This window comes from Ornithinicoccus sp., assembly GCF_057176825.1.
The window spans coordinates 2,854,514-2,873,047 of the sequence record NZ_CM169976.1; the positions used below are offsets into that span (position 1 = coordinate 2,854,514).

The 18,534-nt window shown below is 72.1% G+C and carries 21 protein-coding genes; 11 read left to right on the plus strand and 10 right to left on the minus strand.

From position 1 onward, the window contains the following. Positions 1–15: 15 nt before the first annotated feature. On the minus strand, positions 16–426 hold the full coding sequence (locus tag AC1QRC_RS14210) for a transferase (RefSeq protein WP_484203933.1): 411 nt from the start codon (positions 424–426) through the stop codon (positions 16–18). A 203-nt stretch (positions 427–629) separates the two neighbouring features. Beyond that, positions 630–908 carry an iron-sulfur cluster biosynthesis family protein gene (locus AC1QRC_RS14215; protein ID WP_484203934.1) on the minus strand — a complete coding sequence of 93 codons (279 nt, stop codon included), beginning with the start codon at positions 906–908 and terminating at the stop codon, positions 630–632. A gap of 196 nt (positions 909–1,104) precedes the next feature. Between AC1QRC_RS14215 and AC1QRC_RS14220 the strand changes: the two genes are divergently transcribed. From AC1QRC_RS14220 to AC1QRC_RS14250, 7 genes are all read left to right on the plus strand, one after another. Beyond that, positions 1,105–2,040 carry an ABC transporter ATP-binding protein gene (locus AC1QRC_RS14220; RefSeq protein WP_484203935.1) on the plus strand — a complete coding sequence of 312 codons (936 nt, stop codon included), beginning with the start codon at positions 1,105–1,107 and terminating at the stop codon, positions 2,038–2,040. Continuing rightward, positions 2,037–2,891: an ABC transporter permease gene (locus AC1QRC_RS14225; RefSeq protein WP_484203936.1), complete on the plus strand. Its 855-nt coding sequence runs from the start codon at positions 2,037–2,039 to the stop codon at positions 2,889–2,891. The genes AC1QRC_RS14220 and AC1QRC_RS14225 overlap by 4 nt, the downstream gene beginning before the upstream one ends. 3 nt (positions 2,892–2,894) lie before the next feature. Next, entirely contained in the window at positions 2,895–4,004 is a 1,110-nt protein-coding gene (locus AC1QRC_RS14230) for an NADH:flavin oxidoreductase/NADH oxidase (protein ID WP_484203937.1), read from the plus strand. A gap of 33 nt (positions 4,005–4,037) precedes the next feature. Beyond that, entirely contained in the window at positions 4,038–4,661 is a 624-nt protein-coding gene (locus AC1QRC_RS14235) for a LysE family translocator (RefSeq protein WP_484203938.1), read from the plus strand. Positions 4,662–4,720: 59 nt separating this feature from the next. Continuing rightward, complete coding sequence (locus AC1QRC_RS14240) at positions 4,721–5,674, plus strand: Lsr2 family DNA-binding protein (RefSeq protein ID WP_484203939.1); 954 nt, start codon at positions 4,721–4,723, stop codon at positions 5,672–5,674. Between the two features lie 208 nt (positions 5,675–5,882). Beyond that, a complete protein-coding gene (locus AC1QRC_RS14245) occupies positions 5,883–6,959 on the plus strand; it encodes a 3-deoxy-7-phosphoheptulonate synthase (protein WP_484203940.1) in 1,077 nt (358 codons plus the stop codon). A gap of 17 nt (positions 6,960–6,976) precedes the next feature. Next, positions 6,977–7,432: a pyrimidine dimer DNA glycosylase/endonuclease V gene (locus AC1QRC_RS14250; protein WP_484203941.1), complete on the plus strand. Its 456-nt coding sequence runs from the start codon at positions 6,977–6,979 to the stop codon at positions 7,430–7,432. Positions 7,433–7,444: 12 nt separating this feature from the next. Here AC1QRC_RS14250 and AC1QRC_RS14255 read toward each other — a convergent pair whose 3' ends face one another. The 3 genes from AC1QRC_RS14255 to AC1QRC_RS14265 all read right to left on the minus strand — a co-directional run bounded on the left by AC1QRC_RS14255 (position 7,445) and on the right by AC1QRC_RS14265 (position 9,953). Further along, the gene (locus AC1QRC_RS14255) at positions 7,445–8,761 is read right to left on the minus strand and encodes a serine hydrolase domain-containing protein (RefSeq protein WP_484203942.1); all 1,317 of its coding nucleotides are present in this window, start codon (positions 8,759–8,761) and stop codon (positions 7,445–7,447) included. A gap of 135 nt (positions 8,762–8,896) precedes the next feature. Continuing rightward, positions 8,897–9,514 carry a class I SAM-dependent methyltransferase gene (locus AC1QRC_RS14260; protein WP_484203943.1) on the minus strand — a complete coding sequence of 206 codons (618 nt, stop codon included), beginning with the start codon at positions 9,512–9,514 and terminating at the stop codon, positions 8,897–8,899. Between the two features lie 10 nt (positions 9,515–9,524). Next, on the minus strand, positions 9,525–9,953 hold the full coding sequence (locus tag AC1QRC_RS14265) for a hypothetical protein (protein WP_484203944.1): 429 nt from the start codon (positions 9,951–9,953) through the stop codon (positions 9,525–9,527). Positions 9,954–10,064: 111 nt separating this feature from the next. On the opposite strand from AC1QRC_RS14265, the gene AC1QRC_RS14270 reads away from it, so the two are divergent. The 3 genes from AC1QRC_RS14270 (at position 10,065) to AC1QRC_RS14280 (ending at position 12,457) form a co-directional block, all read left to right on the plus strand. Then, positions 10,065–10,640: a TIGR03086 family metal-binding protein gene (locus AC1QRC_RS14270; protein ID WP_484203945.1), complete on the plus strand. Its 576-nt coding sequence runs from the start codon at positions 10,065–10,067 to the stop codon at positions 10,638–10,640. 10 nt (positions 10,641–10,650) lie between these two features. Further along, positions 10,651–11,871 (plus strand): multidrug effflux MFS transporter, encoded by a 1,221-nt coding sequence (locus AC1QRC_RS14275; RefSeq protein ID WP_484203946.1) that lies wholly within the window; start codon positions 10,651–10,653, stop codon positions 11,869–11,871. 82 nt (positions 11,872–11,953) lie between these two features. Next, positions 11,954–12,457: a hypothetical protein gene (locus AC1QRC_RS14280; RefSeq protein ID WP_484203947.1), complete on the plus strand. Its 504-nt coding sequence runs from the start codon at positions 11,954–11,956 to the stop codon at positions 12,455–12,457. Between the two features lie 19 nt (positions 12,458–12,476). Here AC1QRC_RS14280 and AC1QRC_RS14285 read toward each other — a convergent pair whose 3' ends face one another. Beyond that, complete coding sequence (locus AC1QRC_RS14285) at positions 12,477–13,415, minus strand: phosphotransferase (RefSeq protein WP_484203948.1); 939 nt, start codon at positions 13,413–13,415, stop codon at positions 12,477–12,479. A gap of 109 nt (positions 13,416–13,524) precedes the next feature. On the opposite strand from AC1QRC_RS14285, the gene AC1QRC_RS14290 reads away from it, so the two are divergent. Then, complete coding sequence (locus AC1QRC_RS14290) at positions 13,525–13,920, plus strand: acyl-CoA thioesterase (RefSeq protein WP_484203949.1); 396 nt, start codon at positions 13,525–13,527, stop codon at positions 13,918–13,920. Positions 13,921–13,923: 3 nt separating this feature from the next. Here the strand turns inward: AC1QRC_RS14290 and AC1QRC_RS14295 are convergent, their stop codons facing one another. From AC1QRC_RS14295 to AC1QRC_RS14310, 4 genes are read right to left on the minus strand one after another with little or no spacing between them, the layout of a single operon-like run. Then, positions 13,924–14,682: an SRPBCC family protein gene (locus tag AC1QRC_RS14295; RefSeq protein ID WP_484203950.1), complete on the minus strand. Its 759-nt coding sequence runs from the start codon at positions 14,680–14,682 to the stop codon at positions 13,924–13,926. Between the two features lie 4 nt (positions 14,683–14,686). Beyond that, positions 14,687–15,544: an FAD binding domain-containing protein gene (locus AC1QRC_RS14300; protein ID WP_484203951.1), complete on the minus strand. Its 858-nt coding sequence runs from the start codon at positions 15,542–15,544 to the stop codon at positions 14,687–14,689. Next, positions 15,541–18,039 carry a xanthine dehydrogenase family protein molybdopterin-binding subunit gene (locus AC1QRC_RS14305; protein ID WP_484203952.1) on the minus strand — a complete coding sequence of 833 codons (2,499 nt, stop codon included), beginning with the start codon at positions 18,037–18,039 and terminating at the stop codon, positions 15,541–15,543. Before AC1QRC_RS14305 ends, AC1QRC_RS14300 begins: the two co-directional genes overlap by 4 nt. Further along, on the minus strand, positions 18,036–18,512 hold the full coding sequence (locus AC1QRC_RS14310) for a (2Fe-2S)-binding protein (RefSeq protein WP_484203953.1): 477 nt from the start codon (positions 18,510–18,512) through the stop codon (positions 18,036–18,038). The genes AC1QRC_RS14305 and AC1QRC_RS14310 overlap by 4 nt, the downstream gene beginning before the upstream one ends. Between the last annotated feature and the right edge of the window lie 22 nt (positions 18,513–18,534).

The window sequence follows — 18,534 nt, forward strand, 5'->3', positions numbered from 1 at the left end:
CGTGGGCCGATGTTCTCAGGCCGCGGCGGAGACGGCTGGCCGACCCCCGAGCGCTGCGCCGTCGGGGACGGCGTCGTCGGCCTCGACGGTCACGCGGTCCCCGAGCCGTGCCCGGTCCCCGACCTTGGCGCGCGGCCCCAGCCGCACCCCGCGGCCCAGCACCGCCTCACGCCCGACGCGGGCGCAGGTGCCGACCACGCTGTCCTGTCCCACGACGGCTCCCGCGTCGACCCAGGCACCGGTGCCGATGCGGGCGCCACGGGACACCCGGGCACCGGGGTCGACGTAGGCGGACTCGTGCACGAAGGCGGAGGGGTCCACGTCGGCACCCTCGGCGACGAAACCTCCACCGTGGACGTGCTTGTAGTAGCGCAGTGCCTTGCCCGGCACCTCTTCGATCTCGATGTAGTTCTTCTGCTTGCGCATCGTGATCCCTCCCCTCGGGGGTTGTTGGCGGGTCGACTCCCTCGTGGAGTCCTTCGGACGTGGCCGGGGTCACGGGTCCCGGTCCGCACTGGGAGAACGTGCCACCGGGCGGCACTGTTCCCGCCGGACGTTCCCGCGGCACAGTGCTCGGTGGCACGCCGACGCCCGCCCCACCGTGGCGGGGCGGGCGTCGGCGGTGTGTCTCAGGAGCTGGGCGACAGCGTGAAGCCCACGCCCTGCTCGGTGGGGGTCGCGTCGAGGGTCTGGCCCTCCAGCAGCGTGGCGGCCTCCTCGGCGAGGTAGACCTTGCCCTCCCCGGCGTCCACCACCACGTCGGTGGCCTGCGGCTCGGGGACGACGCTGACCTGCAGCTGGGTGGCGTCCTCCCCCATCGCCAGGCGCAGCCCGGCGGTGGCGGGCAGTTCTTCGGAGTCGGTCAGGCCCTTGACGACGGCCTGGGCGTTCTCGGTCACGGTGAGCATCTGCGGCTCTCCTGTCTTCGGTGCGGTCGCCGGCGGAGAGGCCGCCGGCGTCGACGCCTACGACCACCTGGTGGGCAATGCGCACGCGCCTCGGACCTGTTCCACACTGGTCGACCGACGGGGGGCGCTGTCAAATCGAGGGCACGCGCGCGGCAATAGCGTTGCGGTCCGCGGCGGGCTTTGGCAGCGTGGGCCCATGGCTGAGGACGACGCGCAGGCGCCGGGGGTGGTCGTCCGGGTCAAGGACCTGCAGATGACCTACGGCACCAAGCAGGTGCTCCACGGGGTGGACCTGGAGGTGCGGCGCCAGGAGGTCGTCGCACTCTTGGGGCCCAACGGTGCGGGCAAGACCACCACCATCGAGATCCTGGAGGGGCTGCGGGGCCCGTCGGGCGGCACCGTCGAGGTGCTCGGGGTCGACCCGATGCAGGCGGACGAGGACTGGCGGGGCCGTGTGGGCGTGGTGCTCCAGTCCTGGCGGGACCACGGCCGGTGGCGGGTGCGGGCGCTGCTGGAGCACTTCGGGTCCTACTACCTGCCGTATGCCGAGGGAGACCGCCCCGGCCCCTATCCCGTCGACGAGTTGCTGGACCGCGTCGGGCTCACCGAGCAGGGTGACAAGAAGGTCATGAGCCTGTCCGGCGGCCAGCGCCGCCGACTCGACGTGGCGGTCGGCATCGTCGGCCGCCCCGAGCTGCTCTTCCTGGACGAGCCGACCGTCGGCTTCGACCCTGTGGCGCGCCGTGACTTCCACACCCTGGTGCGCCAGTTGGCCCGGGAGGAGGACACCACGGTGCTGTTGACCACGCACGACCTGGCCGAGGCGGAGAAGCTGGCCGACCGGATCCTGATCCTGGACCAGGGGCGGATCGTCGCCGACGGCACCTCCGCCGAGCTGGCCCGGATCGTCGCCGGCGAGGACGAGGTCCGCTTCGCCCTCGGCGGCGAGCCGACCGTGGTCCACACGGCCGACAGCACGGCATACGTGCGGCAGTTGTTCGCCGAGCACGGCGAGGCGGTCCGCGACCTGGAGGTGCGGCGGGCCAGCCTGGAGGACACCTACCTGACCATGGTGACCCGCAGCGAGGCCGGACAGGAACCGGTCGACCTGCTCGAGGGGGCGGCCGGATGAACCGCACGCTGCACGCCGTCCGCTGCGGGGTCCGCCGCGGGTGGACCGAGTTCCTGAACTCGCTGAAGACGCCGGCCGACATCGGCTACTACATCATCGGCACCGCCGTGTTCGTCGTCATCCTCTGGTTCAACCGCGACGGCGACGTCGAGGGTGCCCCGATCTCGGCCGCGGTGATGATGTTCCCGGGGATGCTGGCGATGGTCGCCAGCTTCGGCTCCCTGATGGGGCTGGCGACGCTGGTCTCGACCGAGCGGGAGGACGGCACCCTGTTGCGCTGCAAGTCGCTCCCGCGCGGCATGCAGGGGTATGTCGTGGGTCAGCTGACCCGGGTGTCCCTGGAGACCCTGTTCAGCCTCGCGATCCTGGTCATCCCGGCCAGCATCCTGATCGCCGGGTTGTGGTCCCAGGCCGAACCCGGCGGCATCCTGCTCATGCTGGCGGTGCTGACGCTGGGCCTGGCCGGGTGCGTGGCCATCGGGCTGGCGATCGGCTCCTTCTTCAAGAACCCGCGGTCCGTCGGCGGGTGGGGCTTCCTGATCATGGGTGGACTCGTCGTCGTCTCCGGCATCTTCTTCCCCCTGGGCGTCATGCCCGGTTGGATGCAGATCCTGGGGCAGCTCTTCCCGCTCTACTGGATGGGACTGGGCATGCGCTCCGGGATGCTGCCGGACGAGGCAGTGGTCATCGAGATCGGCGAGAGTTGGCGCACGCTGGAGACCTTCGGCGCGCTCGGTCTCTGGGCGGTCATCGGTATGGTGCTCGCGCCGATCCTGCTGCGCCGGATGGCCCGCCGCGAGTCCGGATCGGGGGTCGAGAGTCGGCGACAGGCTGCGATGCAGAGAGTATGAGGCATGCCTGCCCACCACTCTCCGCTCCTGTTCCGCCCGCTCCGCATCCGCGACGTCGAGTTCCCGAACCGGATCTGGGTGTCCCCGATGTGTCAGTACTCCTGCGAGGACCGTACCGGTGAGCCGCACGACTGGCACCTTGCCCACCTCGGCGGGTTCGCCCGCGGCCGCGCCGGTCTCGTCCTGACCGAGGCGACGGGCGTCAGCCCCGAGGGGCGGATCTCCCCGCAGGACACCGGGATCTACACCGACCGGCAGAAGGCCGCGTGGCGTCGGATCACCGAGTTCGTGCACGGCCAGGGGGTGCCCATCGGGATGCAACTCTCCCACGCGGGACGCAAGGCCTCGGCCTACCGCCCCTGGGACGGCCGCCGCGAGACCCTGCCCGCTCAGGAGGGCGGGTGGACCCCGCTGGCCCCGAGTCCGATCCCCCACGACGGTCGCGACGTCCCCCGGGAGCTGTCCAGCGACGAGGTCGCCGGTGTCGTCGCCGACTTCGTGGCGGCGGCCCGCCGCGCGGTCGCGGCCGGTTTCGACGTGCTGGAGGTGCACAACGCCCACGGCTACCTGCTGCACCAGTTCCTCTCCCCGCTGTCCAACCAGCGCACCGACCGGTACGGCGGCACCCTGGAGGGACGGTCCCGGGCGCTGCTGGAGGTCGTCGCCGGGATCCGGGCGGCCGTCGGCGAGCAGCTGCCGCTCTTTGTCCGCTTCTCGGCGACCGACCACGCCGAGGACGGCCTGACCCCGGAGGACGTCGCCACCGTGGCCGGGTGGGCCCGGGATGCCGGCGCCGACCTCTTCGACATCTCCTCCGGGGGGCTGGTGCCCGCCGCCATCAGCACCGGCCCCGGCTACCAGGTGCCGTATGCCGAGGAGATCGCCGCGCGCGCCGGCGTCGCTGTGAGCGCGGTCGGGATGATCACCACCCCGCAGCAGGCCGAAGACATCCTGGCCTCGGGCCGGGTCCAGGCGGTGATGTTGGCCCGGGCGCTGCTGCGGGACCCCCACTTCCCGCTCCGGGCCGCGCACGAACTGGGGCACGAGATCGCCTGGCCCCCGGCATACGAGCGGGGGCGCTGGCAGCAGGGCACCCACCCGGGTCCGGCCTGACCCTGCGGCCCCCGCGGGGCGTAGGTTGCCCCCGTGGACGCTGTCGTGCTGGGCCTCACGCTGGGCGCCGCCGCCGGGATCAGCCCCGGCCCGCTGCTCGTGCTCGTCGTGACGTCGGCGCTCCGTGGAGGCTGGCCGGCGGGGGTCCTCGCGGCCTGCGCACCGCTGGTCTCCGACCTGGTCGTCGTCGCCGGCACCCTGCTGGTGCTCAACCAGCTCCCGGAGCGGGCGATGGGGTGGCTCGCCCTCGGCGGGGCGCTGTTCATCGCCTGGACCGGGATCGGCACGATCCGCGACGCCCGCGGCGCCACCCTCACCCCGGACGCGGCGACGCAACGCGCCGTCGCCCGTCAGGCGCTGGGCCAGGCCGGCCTGGTCAACCTGCTCAGCCCACACCCCTGGCTGTTCTGGGGGACCGTCCTGGGCCCGCTCACCCTGGCCACCTGGCGCGCCGGCCCGGCGGGTGCCGTGGCGCTGGTGGCCGCGTTCTACGTCGCGATCGTCGGGTCCAAGGCCCTCCTCGCGGTGCTGGTCGCCCGGGGCCGCCACCTGCTCACCGACCGCGCCTACCGCCGGTCGCTGGTCGCCGCCGGCGTGTTGCTCCTCCTCGCCGCGGTGGCCCTCGCCGTGGAGTTCTGGCCGGTCGCGGTCGGTTGACCCCGGGGCGCCGACCCGTGCATCCACCACGGGGCACGGGCACGGCATACGGTGGTCCCGTGCCCGAGGACTTCCTGATCGCGCGCAACCCCGAGGAGGGCACCTCCCTGCCCTACCTGCTGCGCATCCCGCTGGGGCCGGACGGCATCGTGCTCAAGGCGCGGGAGATGTGGCCCCGCACCAGCAAGGTCTACTGCCACCGGGCCGTCGGCTGGCCCCGGGACCCGGAGGTCCTGGAGCGGGTGCCGGTCCGCTCGTGCGTGCGGCGTGGCGCGGCGATCGATCTGGTCCTGGCCCGGGGGCGGGAGAACCGCTCCCAGTTCGTGCTGACCCGGGTGCGGGGCGGCCGCGAGGCCATTTTCTGGCAGACCGCCCGCACCTCCAAGCAGGCCCGCCCGGCCGTCGCCCTGCCCACCGCCCGCGCCGCCGGGGTGAGCGACCTGCCCATCCTGGTGGACTCCCACGAGCGGTACGCCTGGCAGTTCTCCCACCAGCAGGCGTCCACGACCGTCCGCGCGCTCTCCGCCGGTGACTACGCGGTCGAGTGGAACGGGCAGGTCGTGGCGTCGGTGGAGCGCAAGAGCCTGCCCGACCTGGTGTCGACGCTGACCGGCGGGCGGATGCGTTACCTGCTGGCGGCGCTGGCCGAGCTGCCGCGGGCCGCTGTCGTGGTCGAGGAGCGGTACTCGCGGGTGTTCCAACTGGACCGGGTGCGTCCGGCGGTCGTGGCCGACGGCCTGGCCGAGTGCCAGGCACGGTTCCCCCAGGTGCCGATCATGTTCTGTGAGACCCGGGCGCTGGCGCAGGAGTGGACCTACCGGTTCCTGGCCGCCTCGCTGCGGGAGGCCGTGGACGAGGCGGGAGGCGACCTGCGGATGGCGTCCCTCCCGGCCGCCGTGGTCCCGAGCGCAGCCCAGATCCGGGCCTGGGCACGGTCGCAGGGCCTGGAGGTCTCCGACCGCGGACGGATCCCTGCGCAAGTGCTGGCGGCCTTCGAGCGGCGCCACGACTGACATCCCGCGCGGGAGCGTGTGTATCATCAACCCATGCTCATCGCGCGTTCGTATTGGTTCTTTGTGTCGGCTCCGGCCGGCGCGGCGAACGACTGACGCGCACCCGGAGCCGACACGGGCGTGGACCATCTGGTCCGCGCCCTTCGCCTTTCCACCAGGCGGACGCTCCGGGACATGGGGTGCCGCCACCGACCAGGAGGACACCCCGATGACACCCGCCAGCCTCGCCGCGGCCCAGCGCACCGACAACCTGCGCGTGCTGCGGATGGATCCGCTGCCCACCCCCGCACAGGTGCGCGCCGAGCTCCCGCTGCCCGAGCACCTCTCCGAGCGGGTCGCCCGGTCCCGCAGCCAGGTGCAGGACGTGCTGCGCGGCCACGACGACCGCCTCCTGGTGGTGGTCGGCCCCTGCTCCGCCCACGACCCGGACGCGGTCCTCGACTACGCCCACCGCCTGGCCCGCGCGGCGCAGACCCACGAGGAGGACCTCGTGCTGGTGATGCGGGTCTACTTCGAGAAGCCGCGCACCACCACCGGGTGGAAGGGCCTGATCAACGACCCGGATCTGGACGGGTCATACGACATTCCCCGCGGTCTGCGCCTGGCGCGGCGGGTGCTCCTGGACGTGCTCGACGCCGGGGTCCCGGCCGGCTGCGAGTACCTCGAGGCGACCACGCCGCAGTACCTGGCCGACACCGTCACCTACGGCGCTATCGGCGCCCGCACCGTGGAGTCCCAGGTCCACCGCCAGCTCGCGTCGGGGGTGTCCATGCCGGTGGGCCTCAAGAACGGCTCGGACGGCGACGTCCAGGTCGCGGTCGACGGGTGCATCGCCGCGGCCGCGCCCCAGACCTTCCTCGGCGTCGACCTGGAGGGCCGGGCCGCCCTGGTGGAGACCGCGGGCAACCCCGACGGCCACGTCATCCTGCGAGGCGGCCGTGGCGGCCCCAACCACGACGCCGGGTCGGTCGCCGAGGCGTCCGAGCTGCTCGCCCGGGCGGGCCTCCCGCAGCGCGTGGTCATCGACGCCAGCCACGGCAACAGTCGCAAGGACCACGTCCGTCAGGCCCAGGTCGCCAGCGAGATCGGTGACCAGGTGGCCGCCGGCAGCCGGGAGGTCGTCGGCGTGATGCTCGAAAGCTTCCTGGTCGAGGGTCGCCAGGAGCCCGCCCCGACGGGCCTGGTCTACGGGCAGTCGGTGACGGATGCCTGCATGTCGTGGGAGACCACCGAGGGTGTCCTGGCCGACCTCGCCGGTGCCGTCCGGCAGCGGCGGACCTCCTAGACCTAGGCTCCGGTGTCATGCGCCTGTGGACCCTGCACCCGAGGTACCTGGACCGTCAGGGGCTGACCGCCGCCTGGCGCGAGGCACTGCTGGCGCAGGCGGTGTTGGCGGGCCGGACCCGGGGCTACACGCGCCACCCCCAGCTCGCGCGGTTCCGCGGAACCGCCGACCCGCTCGCGGCGGTGGGCGCCTACCTCGGCGGGCTGCACGCCGAGGCGACCACGCGCGGTTACTCATATGACGAGACGCGGGTGGATCGTCCGGACCCGGCCGGGCGGTGGGTCGGCTCGGTCGAGGTCAGCACCGGACAGCTCGCGCACGAGTGGCAGCACCTGCTCGGCAAGCTCACCGTGCGTAGCCCGGAACGAGCCCGGGAGCTGGAGCGCGAGGGCCCTCACGTCCCCGACGTGCACGCCCTCTTCACCGTCGTCCCCGGCCCCGTGGCCGACTGGGAGGTCGTCGGCCCACGGTGAGGGGCCCTCGACTCAGGACTGCTCGCAGGTCGCGAGCACCATGGGCACGAGCAGCTCGGCGATGTCGTACTCCGGCTCGCTGGCCAGGTAGCGACCGTTCACCCCGAAGGACAGCTGGCGGCTGCCGTCGGCCGAGGTCAGGGCCATGCTGATCGTGCCGTAGGACCCTCCGTCGTGCCCGTAGAGCCACTGCGTCGGCTCGCCCTCGGGGGTGCAGGGATCGGGCAGGCGGTAGACGCCCAGGCCGTACTCCATCACGGTGTCGGAGCGCGGCACGATCATGTCCTCCACCAGTGCCGGGTCGACCAGGTCGCCGCTGATCAGCGCCTCGGTGAAGCTGTTCAGGTCCCGCGTGGTGCTGGTGGCCGCCCCCGCGGCGGAGAAGACGTCGGGGTCGAACTCGGCCAGGGACACCCAGCCGAGGCCGCCCTCCTCCTCCGCGCCGGTGTGCGCCGCGTCGACCAGGAACGGGCCGCGGGTGTCGGCGTCGTCGGGGAAGGAGGTATGCCGCATGCCGGCCGGCGCGAACACCCGCTCCTCGAGCAGGTCGGCCAGCTCCTGCCCGGTCACCTCCTCCAGGATCACCCCGAGGGCGATGTAGCCGGCGTTGGAGTACCCGAAGTCGGTGCCGGGCTCGAACAGCCACTCGGCCGCGTTCACGTGGGCGAGGTGCTCCTCGTCGGTGTAGTCCTGGGTGAGCGCGTCCAGGAACTCGGTCAGGGAGTTCGGGTCCTCCATCCGGGCCGCCACGGAGAGCTCGGTCCCCGTCTGGGCACCCGACCGGTGCGTCAACAGGTGCTCGACGGTCACCTCAGGGTGGTCCGGAAACAGGCCCGGCACGATCTCCTCCACGGGGGTGTCCAGGGCGAACGTCCCGGCCTCGACCTCCTGCATCACCACGGTGGCGACCATCGCCTTGGTGATGCTGGCCACCCGGAACCGGTCGTGCGGACTCGCCGGGGGTCGACCGTCCACTTCGCTCGCCCCGGCAGCCCCGCGCCAGTCGAGACCGGGCGTGTGCACCCGTGCCGTCACCCCGACGGCCCCGTCCTCCACCAGCGTCCGGGTGGCCTCGTCGAGCGCATCCGACGCGTCACTGCGGACTCCGGCGCCGGCGTGCCGCTGCTCCCCCGCCCGGGCCAGGGCCGTGGCAATCTCGTCGTGCAGCTCGGTCGGCTGGTCGGTGGCCTGGGCCTGGGCCCAGTGGTCCTCGGGCGTGCTGTCCGCTCCGGTCGTGGTGGCGGTGGTGGCGGACGCGGCGGCCCCCATCGGCAACACCAGGGCGGCTGCGGCCCCCAGGGACAGGACGGTGCTTCTGCGGCGGGACATGGTGTTCCTCTCCTTCGGCTTCGTCTGTGCTCCTTACTCTTCCTGCCGGGGCAGGGCGCCACATCCCCCGGCGGGAGGGACTTGCCGGACACCGGCCTCCTCCCCGCGGTGGAGGCCGCGAACCGGCCGCGCCACCTATCGGCGGACGCCGACGGCCAGGAACAGGGGGTAGGAGCGCCCGTCCTTGACGACGTCGTAGGCGTGCCGCACGGACACCTCGCCGCAGCCGGCCGCCTCCAACCAGCCGGTGACCTGCTCAGGTGCGAATCCGTGGTGCACGTCACGATGCGGTGCGTCGTGGAACGACCCGTCCTCGGCCACCAGGTCGACCAGGCACAGCCGCCCACCCGGCTCGAGAAGCCCGGCGCACCCCCGAAGTGCCGCTGGGACGTCCAGGACGTGGTGCAGCGCCATCAGGCTCACCACGAGGTCGAACGCCGCGCCCGGGGGCGGCTCGGAGGTCGACAGGTCGACGTCCCAGATCTGCGTGCCGGCCGGCAACGCCCCCGAGGCCACCTTGTCGGCGAGCACGGCCCGCATCCCGGCGGAGGGGTCGGCCACCGTGATCGGGCCGACGGCCCCGGCCAGCGCCTGCGACAACAGGCCGGTGCCGGCCCCGTACTCCAGTATCCGGGTCGTCGGGTCGGGACGGACGACGTCACGGATCAGGTCGGCCACCGCCCGTGCCCGCTCCGCCCGCTCCGGGTTGTCGTCCCAGGTCGCCGCTCGGGCGTCGAAGCTCTCGCGAGTCATACCCCTATTTTCAGCACACCCAGGTGTACTCCCGAGGCTCCTCGGTCAACCAGGACTCGTTCCCACTGTCCGACACGAACCTGGCATACCCGTCGCTGTAGACCGTCAGGGTCCCCGTGTCGTCCCCCGGACCGGGCGGCGCGACCGCAGGCAGCAGCCCCGGGCCCATCGCATACGGCGTCGGGTCGAGCTCCTCCAACTCTTCCGGAAGCAACTGATAGAGGACCAGGTCCTCGTGGTGCAACACCTCGTTGCCACAAGCCCCGTAGAACCGGACATCCTCGTAGACCTCGACCACGGTCGCGCCGGTCGGTGATCTGCTCGGATCCGCCGGTTGGCTCCCCGGCGACTCCTCCCCACACCCGGATAGCCCCGCGGTGAGCCCGAGCACGAGGACAGGAACGGCAAGTCGGCCGGGCAGGGACACAGAGAGCCTCATGCTGGTATGACGCGAGGGCGTCCCCTGCTCGTTCCACGGCCGCGCCGATGAGTCCCGCATCCGGCACTGGTCAGTCCCGGGGAACAGCCCACGACCGAACGGAGTCAACCAATGTGTGACCTCACGCCCGCCACGCAGACGCTGAGCCGGGTCGTCGCAGGAGTCGGTGAGGACCAGCTCACCGGCCCGACTCCCTGCTCGGGGATGTCCGTGGCCGACCTGCTGGACCACGTTGCCGGGCTGGCACTGGCCTTCACCAGTGCGGCGGGCAAGGACGAGACGGCCGGCGGGGACCCGCCGCAGCCCGACGGGGCGAACCTGGGCCCGGAGTGGCGCAGCGTGATCCCGAGTCGGCTCACCGCCCTGGCCCAGGCCTGGCGTGCCGAGTCGGCGTGGACCGGGATGACCCGTGCGGGCGGGATCGACATGCCGGGCGAGGTGGCCGGGCTCGTCGCCGTCAACGAGGTGCTGGTCCACGGCTGGGACCTCGCGGTCGCGACCGGGCAACCGTTCCGGGCGGACGCCGAGGCGCTGACCGCGGCCGGCGGCTTCGTCCGGGCCTCCGTCGCGGAGAACCCCGACGGGACGCCGGGCCTGTTCGGACCGCCGGTCCCGGTGCCCGCGGACGCCTCCCCGCTGGACCAGCACCTGGGCCTCACCGGTCGGGACCCGGGGTGGCGCCCGTAGAGTCCCTCCCATGGAGCGGCTGACCACCAGGCCGGGAGGGCCCACGGTGCTGGTCACCGCGGTGCTGGCGGGTCTGGCGATGATCGGGCCGTTCACCATCGACACCGTCTTCCCCGGCTTCACCGCGATGGGGCAGGACTTCCGCGCGAGCAGCACCGCGATGCAGCAGGTGACCAGCGTCTACCTGCTCTCCTTCGCGGTGATGAGCCTGTTCCACGGGCCATTGTCGGACGCCGTGGGCCGCAAGCCCGTCATGATCGGCGGACTGATCGGCTACGTCCTGGCCACGGTCGGGTGCGCCCTGTCGCCGTCGTTGGGGATGCTGCTGGTCTGCCGGGCGCTGCAGGGCACCTTCGCAGGGGCCGGCACGATTGTCAGCCGCGCGGTGATCCGGGACATGTACTCCGGCGCCGACGCCCACCGGTTGATGAGCCGGGTGATGATGATCTTCAGCCTGGCGCCCGCCATCGCCCCCGTCGTCGGCGGCTGGCTCCTGGTCGTCGGGCCGTGGCCGGTCATCTTCTGGGCGATCGCGGGCTACGGGCTTCTCATCGCGCTGCTCACCGCCGTCGTGCTGCCCGAGACGCTTCCCACCGAGCGACGCCAACCCCTCCGGGCGCGACCAATGCTGACCGGTCTGGGCCAGGTGGCACGTCACCCGGCGTTCGCCCGCCTGGCGCTGGCGACCACGTTCACCTTCGCGGCGCAGTTCCTGTATGTCGTCTCCGCCCCGATCTTCGTCGTGGACCTCCTCGGCAAGGGCGAGCAGGACTTCTGGCTGCTGTTCGTGCCGATGATCGGCGGGTTGATGCTCGGCGCCTGGGTGTCGGGGCGTCTTGCCTCCCGGGTCGAGCGCGCGCGCCTGGTCGACGCGGCGATGGTGGGGTCGCTGGGAGCCGCCGGGGGCAACGTCCTCCTGATGTGGCTGGCGCCGGCCCTGCCCTATGCCGTCATCGCCCCCGGGCTCATCGCGCTCTGCGTGGCGATCGCGTTCCCCGTCCTGCAACTGGCCATGCTCGACCTCTTCCCCCACCACCGTGGATCTGCGGCGTCCATGGCGACCTTCGCCTCCCTGGTCTTCAACGCGCTGCTCGCCGGTGTCATCGCTCCGGTCGTCACCGGGTCCCTGGGACAGATGGCCCTCTACAGCTGCGGGTTCGCCCTCCTGGGGGCGCTGTTCTGGGGCTGGCACCGCCGTGAGGCGGCACGGGTCGTCGTCTCCTCCCGCTGAGGATCGCCGGGTCACGGAACGACGGGGCCGCGCGCTGCGTCCCATCCCCATGGGACGTCGTCGTCACCGACCGCAGACACTCGTGGCCGCCCTCTCGGTGGCCCTGTGCTTCCTGGCCGCCTGCGGGAGCGAGCCCTCCCCCCAGATGGCGGTGCGGACCGGGCCCGACGACGCGGCCAGCACGGACAGCGCGACCGGCACGGACGATGCGGGCACCGGAGGGGCCACGCTCACCGACGAGGCCTCGGCCGACGTTCTCCTCTACGTCAGCAACCAGTCCTTCGAGGACGACCCCGTGCGGATCACCGTGCATCTCGACGGGCAGCTGCTGCTCGAGGAGGACTTCGCCGTCGAGGGCCAGCACAACTGGGTCCTCTTCCCGCTGGACCTGGACCCCGGTGACCACCATCTCCGGGCGACCTCGGACACGGGCGTGACGATGGAGGAGACCTTCTCGCTCCCGGAGGGAGAGCGGCGGTGGACCGTGCTGGACTACTGGTACTACCCCGACGGCAGTGACGGCAGCGACGGCACCCCACGGCAGTTCACGTTCTCGGTCCACGACGAGGCGATCGGGTTCGCCTGAGCCCGCCCCGAGGTGCGGCTCACAGCACCGGGGACGGCACGCGCCGCCACTCCTGGAGCATCGGTGCCAGGCCGTCGGCAAGCATCGGCAGCTGCGGCACGAGCGAGAGCGCCGCCACCATCTGCAGGCTCCGCGCCCCGTCCATCACCCGCTGCAGGTCCGGGTCGACCGTGCGCAGCCCGAGCGGCCCCGCGGCCGCGTCGTAGGCAGCGACCGCCTCGGCCCCGTGGCCGGCGAGATCCCACTCGATGGGCCCCAGACAGACGTCCTCGAAGTCGCCGAACTTCAGGCCGCTGCGTGACCGGATGACGTTGTGTGACGGGGCGTCACCCTGGATCGGCTGCACGTCGACCTCGGGGAAGCGGTCCTGGAACGCCGTGGCGCTGGCCAGCACAGGCCGCAGCGCGTGCCACTCGGCGAACGCCCTGTCCAGGTCGTCGTCGGTGAGCAGGCTGCACCCCTCGAGGGCATCCATCATGGCCGGCAGCGGCTCGTTGAACGGGGTCAGGAAGGGCAACAGACCGGGGTATGCCGAGAGCGCGGCGTGCAGTGCCGCGCACACCGCGTGGTCGGCCCCCGCATACGGCTGGTGGTCGTCGGCGACGTCAACCAACTCCCAGAAGGTCATCGAGAAGTCGTCCTCGCGGACCGGCTCCTGCGGGACGAGCCGCGAGGGCCGGACCACGGGCACGTTCTCGCGGGCCAGCCAGTCCGCGACATCGATCTCCCGCTGCTGCCGGAGGGTGAGGGCCTCCGGGGTGGTCCCGGGGGGCAGCACCACGGGGATGCGGGCGACCACGGGTGAGGGGTGCAGGTGCACCACGACGGAGAACACATCGTGCAACACACGGGTCTCCTCGACCTTCAGACCCAGGTCGGTCGCCGCGTTGAACGCGGCCTCGGTGGCCAGCCGAGTGCGATCCGCCAGTTCCTCGGAGCTCAGCGCTGCGTCAGGCATACCCCATCGTGTCAGGAACGGGCCGGGAGCGCAGCACACCCGAGTTCGTCCGCGCGCCCCGACCGCCTACCGTGAGTTCCCCCACCTCGTGCCCCCAGGAGGAGTGCTCATGGCGTTCACGGTCCACGTGCCGATCCGGTTCAGCGACATCGACTCGATGCGGCACGTCAACCACGCCCGGTACCTCAGCTACTGCGAGGACCACCGCCTCGCGACCCTGGCCGCCATGGACGAGGCGGCCCCCGAGGCCCCGCCGCTGCAGGGCATCGTGGTCCGTCGTCTCGAGGTCGACTACCTGATGCCGGCGCTGCTGGCCGACCGGGAGATCGAGGTGCGCGCCAGCACCGTGCACGTCGGGCGCACGTCATTCCGGGTCCGCTACGACCTGCACACCACCCGGGGACACTGCGCGACGCTGGACACGGTCCTAGTCCACCTCGACGAGACCGGCGCCCCGGCGCCGCTCCACCCCGCCCACGTCGACTGGCTGGAGCAGCACCGCTGAGTGCTACTCCTGCCCGGGGTCCCTCCGGCGCCCGATAGCCAGACCCAGGAGAAGCCCGGCGAGGCCGACCGCGGCGTAGCCGCCGTACCGCCTGGCCAGGACGGGCAGCACCGCGCTGCCCAGGTCGATCGCGTCGTCCTCCTCCGTGTGCCAGCCCGGCTCCGGCCGTTGCGGGGCGGAGCGCGGGGTGGGCGGCGCCGTGGTGGTCGGGGTCGTGGTGGCCTCCGCAACCGGAGTTCCTGCCGCCTCCTCGGCCGCCGGCGCGCCCTGGGCGACACCCGTCCCGTCGTCACCGGGCGGCTCGGTGTCGTCCGACCCGCCCTCGTCGAGCTGCTGCTCGACGCAGGCGATGAACTGCTGCAGGAGCTTGTCGGAGACGTCCTGCATCACCCCGCGGCCGAACTGGGCGGGCTTGCCGGTGACGTTGAGGTCGGTGCCCACCTCCGCCCGGCTGCCGGAGCCGTCGGGCACGAGGGTGAGCGTGACCGTGGCCCCGGCGGTGCCGTTGCCACGCTTGTCCTTGCCCTGGGCCTCGATGACCGCGGTGTGGGCGGCGTCGTCCCGCTCGACGAACCGGCCCGTGCCGGCATACATCATCGCGATCGGGCCGAGTTTGACCTTGACCGTGCCGGCGAAGTCCTGCTCGGTCGCCTCGGTGACCGTGGCACCGGGGAAGCAACTGCCGACCCGGTGCAGGTCGGTCAGCAGCGCCCAGGCGCGGTCGGGGTCGGCGGGGACGGTGAACTGGTGCGACAGCTGCACGGCCTCACGCCCCCGCGGCTGTGAGGACGGCGCGCCGGGTGAGCACACCCGCGACGTGCTTGCGGTAGTCGGCGGCGCCGTTCAGGTCCGAGGGCGGGTCGGTGCCCTCCCCGACCCGGGCGCAAACCTCGCGCAGCGTGTCCGCCGAAGCGGCGCTGCCGACCAGTGCCTCCTCGACCGCGGGAGCCCGCAGCGGGGTCTGACCCATGTTGGTCAGCCCGACCTTCGCCTCGGCGATGGTGCCGCCCTCGGCGCGCACACACGCCGCGACCCCGACGATCGCCCACTGGTGGGAGACCCGGACGAACTTCTCGTAGGCGCTGCCCCACCCGGTGTGCTTGGGCACCCGGATCGCGGTGAGCAGTTCCCCCTCCTGCACGGCGGTCTCGAAGAGTCCGACGAAGAACTCCGCGGACGGGACCGTCCGTTCGCTGCCGTCGGATCCAGCGATCACCATCTCCGCGTCCAGGGTCAGGACCGGGGCTCCGACGTCACCGGCGGGATCGGCGTGCACGAGAGCCCCGCCGACCGTGCCGCGGTGGCGGATCTGCGGGTCGGCGACCTCGCCGACCGCCTGCACCAGGAGGCCGGCGTGCTCGGCGACCAGGCCGTCGCCGAGCAGGTCGTGGTAGGTCGTCATGGCGCCGATCCGCAGGGCGTCACCGTCGTCGGTCACGCCGCTGAGCCCGGGGATCCGCCCGAGGTCGACGAGGACCTCGGGCGCGTTGAGGCGCATCCGCAGGATCGGCAGGAGGGACTGCCCCCCGGCTATCACCTTGGCGTCGTCGCCGTGCTCGGCGAGCACGGCGAGCGCCTCGGCGACGCTCGCGGGGGCGACGTACTCGAACGGTGTGGGGATCACTGCACACCTCCTGGGGTGTCGCCGGTGCCGCTCTCAGGTCCGGGTGGGTCCTGGTTGGGTGCCGAGGGCTCGAAGTGGGGCGCGGCCGAGTCCTCGGTCTCGGTCTGTCCGCCGGCCGTGCCGGCCTGGATTGCCCGCCACACCCGCTCGGGAGTGCACGGCATCAGGATGTCGTTGACCCCGAAGTGGCGGATCGCGTCCACGACCGCGTTGACCACGGCCGGGGTGGAGGCGATGCAGCCGGCCTCGCCCACGCCCTTGGCGCCGAGGTCGTTGCTGGTCGCCGGCGACACCGTCCGGTCGGTGACGAAGGAGATCGTGTCGGCGGTGGTGGGGAGGGTGTAGTCCACGAACGACCCCGAGACCAGGGTGCCGTTCTCGTCATACACCGCCTCTTCCCAGAGCGCCTGCGCGATGCCCTGGACCAGGCCGCCGTGCACCTGGCCCTCGACGATGAGCGGGTTGACCACGTTGCCGATGTCGTCGACGGAGACGTAGGAGCGCATCCGCGAGGCGCCGGTCTCGGTGTCGATCTCCATCGCGCACAGGTGGGTGCCGTGCGGGAAGGAGAAGTTCACCGGGTCGAACGTCGCGTCGGCGTCCAGACTCGGCTCCATCCCGTCGGGCAGGTCGTGCGCCGCGAACGTGGCCAGTGCCAGGTCGGTCAGGCCGACGCTGCTGTCGGTGCCCCGCACCTGGAACCTGCCGTTGCTGAACTCCAGGTCGTCCACGCTGGCCTCGAGCTGGTGCGCCGCGAGCGGCTTCGCCTTCTCGATGACCTTCTCGGCGGCCTTGATCACTGCCTGGCCGCCGACGACGAGGGACCGGGACCCGTAGGTGTCCATCCCCTTCGGTGAGATCTGCGTGTCACCGTGCAGCACCTCGACGTCCTCGAACGGCACGCCCAGGGTGTCCGCCACGATCTGGCTCCACGCCGTCTCGTGGCCCTGGCCGTGTGCCGAGGAGCCGGTAATGACCTCGACCTTGCCCGACGGCAGCATCCGCACGGACGCGTGCTCCCACCCGCCCGCGCCGTAGTTCAACGAGCCCAGGACCCGGGACGGCGCCAGGCCGCACATCTCGGTGAACGTCGAGATCCCGATCCCCAGCTGCACCGGGTCGCCGGACTCGCGCCGCTCCTGCTGCTCGCGCCGCAGCTCGTCGTAGCCGAACAGCTCCTTGGCCCGGGCCGTGGCTGCCTCGTAGTTGCCGGAGTCGTACTCCAACCCGCACACGGTGGTGAAGGGGAACTCCTCGTGGGTGATCCAGTTCTTCTCCCGGATCTCCATCGGGTCCACGCCTACCTCGACCGCGAGCTCGTCCATCAGCCGTTCGATGGCGTAGGTGGCCTCGGGCCGCCCGGCGCCGCGGTAGGCATCGGTCCAGGTCTTGTTGGTGAAGATGTTCTTGCAGGTGAAGTGGTAGGCGGGGAACTTGTAGATGGCGTTGAACATGAACGCCCCGAGGATCGGCACGCCGGGCGTGACCAGGCCCAGGTAGGCGCCCATGTCGGCGAGCAGCTCGACCTTCAGGCCGGTGACCGTGCCGTCCTTGCGGGCGGCCAGCGTCAGCTTCTGCCACTGGTCGCGACCGTGGTGGGCCGCCAGGAGCGACTCGCTGCGGGTCTCGGTCCACTTGCAGGGCTTGCCGGTGTGCCGGGCTGCCAGGAAGGTCAGGATCTCCTCGGGGGTCACCTGCAACTTGCCGCCGAACCCGCCGCCCACGTCCGGGGCAATGACCCGGACCTTGGACTCGGGGACGCCGAGCGTCAGGGCCAGCATCAGCCGCAGGATGTGCGGCACCTGGGTGGCCGACCACATGACGAACTGCTCGCCGGTGGGGTCCACCACGGTGGAGCGCGGCTCCATGAACGCGGGGATGAGTCGCTGCTGGCGGTACTCCCGCTCGATGAGGACCTCGGCGTCGCGGATGGCCTCCTCGACGTCGCCGCCGGTCCCGGCCTCGGCCGAGTCGAAGGTCCAGGTGGCGCTGAGGTTCGTGCCCAGGTCGGGGTGTGCCAGGGTCTCGTCGGCGGCGGCAGCCTTCAGCTCCAGCGCGGCGGGAAGATCCTCGTAGTCCACGTCGACCAGCTCGGCGGCGTCCCGGGCGGCGGCGGCGCTGCGGGCGATGACGACCGCCACCACCTCGCCGGCGAAGGCAACCCGGTCGACGGCCATGGCCGGGTGCGGGGGCGCCTTCTGGTCCTCGGTGATCGGCCAGGCGCAGGGTAGCGACCCCTGGAGGTCCTTGACGTCCTGGCCGGTGAGCACCGCGACCACGTTCGGGGCGGCTGCCGCCTCCGAGGTGTCGATGGCGGTGATGGTGGCGTGGGCGAACGGGCTGCGCACCATGCTCAGGTGCAGCATGCCGGGCAGTTGGGTGTTGTCGGTCCACCGTGTCCGGCCGGTGATGAGCCGCTCGTCCTCCTTGCGCCGGCGGGACTTGCCGACCTCCAGCTCGGGGCCGGCCGTCGTCGGCTCCTCGGTGATCGTCATGACGACACCGCCTCGGACTGACCGGACGCCTGTTGCACGGCCTTGACGATGTTGTGGTAGCCCGTGCACCGGCACAGGTTCCCCTCCATCCCGACCCGGATCTCCTCCTCGGAGGGCTGGGCGTTCTCCTGCAGCAGGCTGGTGGCCTGCATGATCATGCCCGGCGTGCAGAACCCGCACTGCAGCGCGTGACACTCGCGGAACGCCTCCTGGACCGGATGCAGCTGACCGTCCCCGGCCAGTCCCTCGATGGTGGTCACCTCGCGCCCGTCCGCCTGGACGGCGAGCACGTTGCAGGACTTGACGCTCTGGCCGTCCAGGTGGACGGTGCAGGCCCCGCAGTTGCTGGTGTCGCACCCGATGACGGTGCCGGTCTTGCCGAGGGTCTCGCGCAGATACTGCACCAGGAGCGTGCGCGGTTCGACGTCGTCGGAATAGGTCGTGCCGTCGACCTTGACGGTGATACGGGCCATAGAAGTCACTCCATCGTGTGGG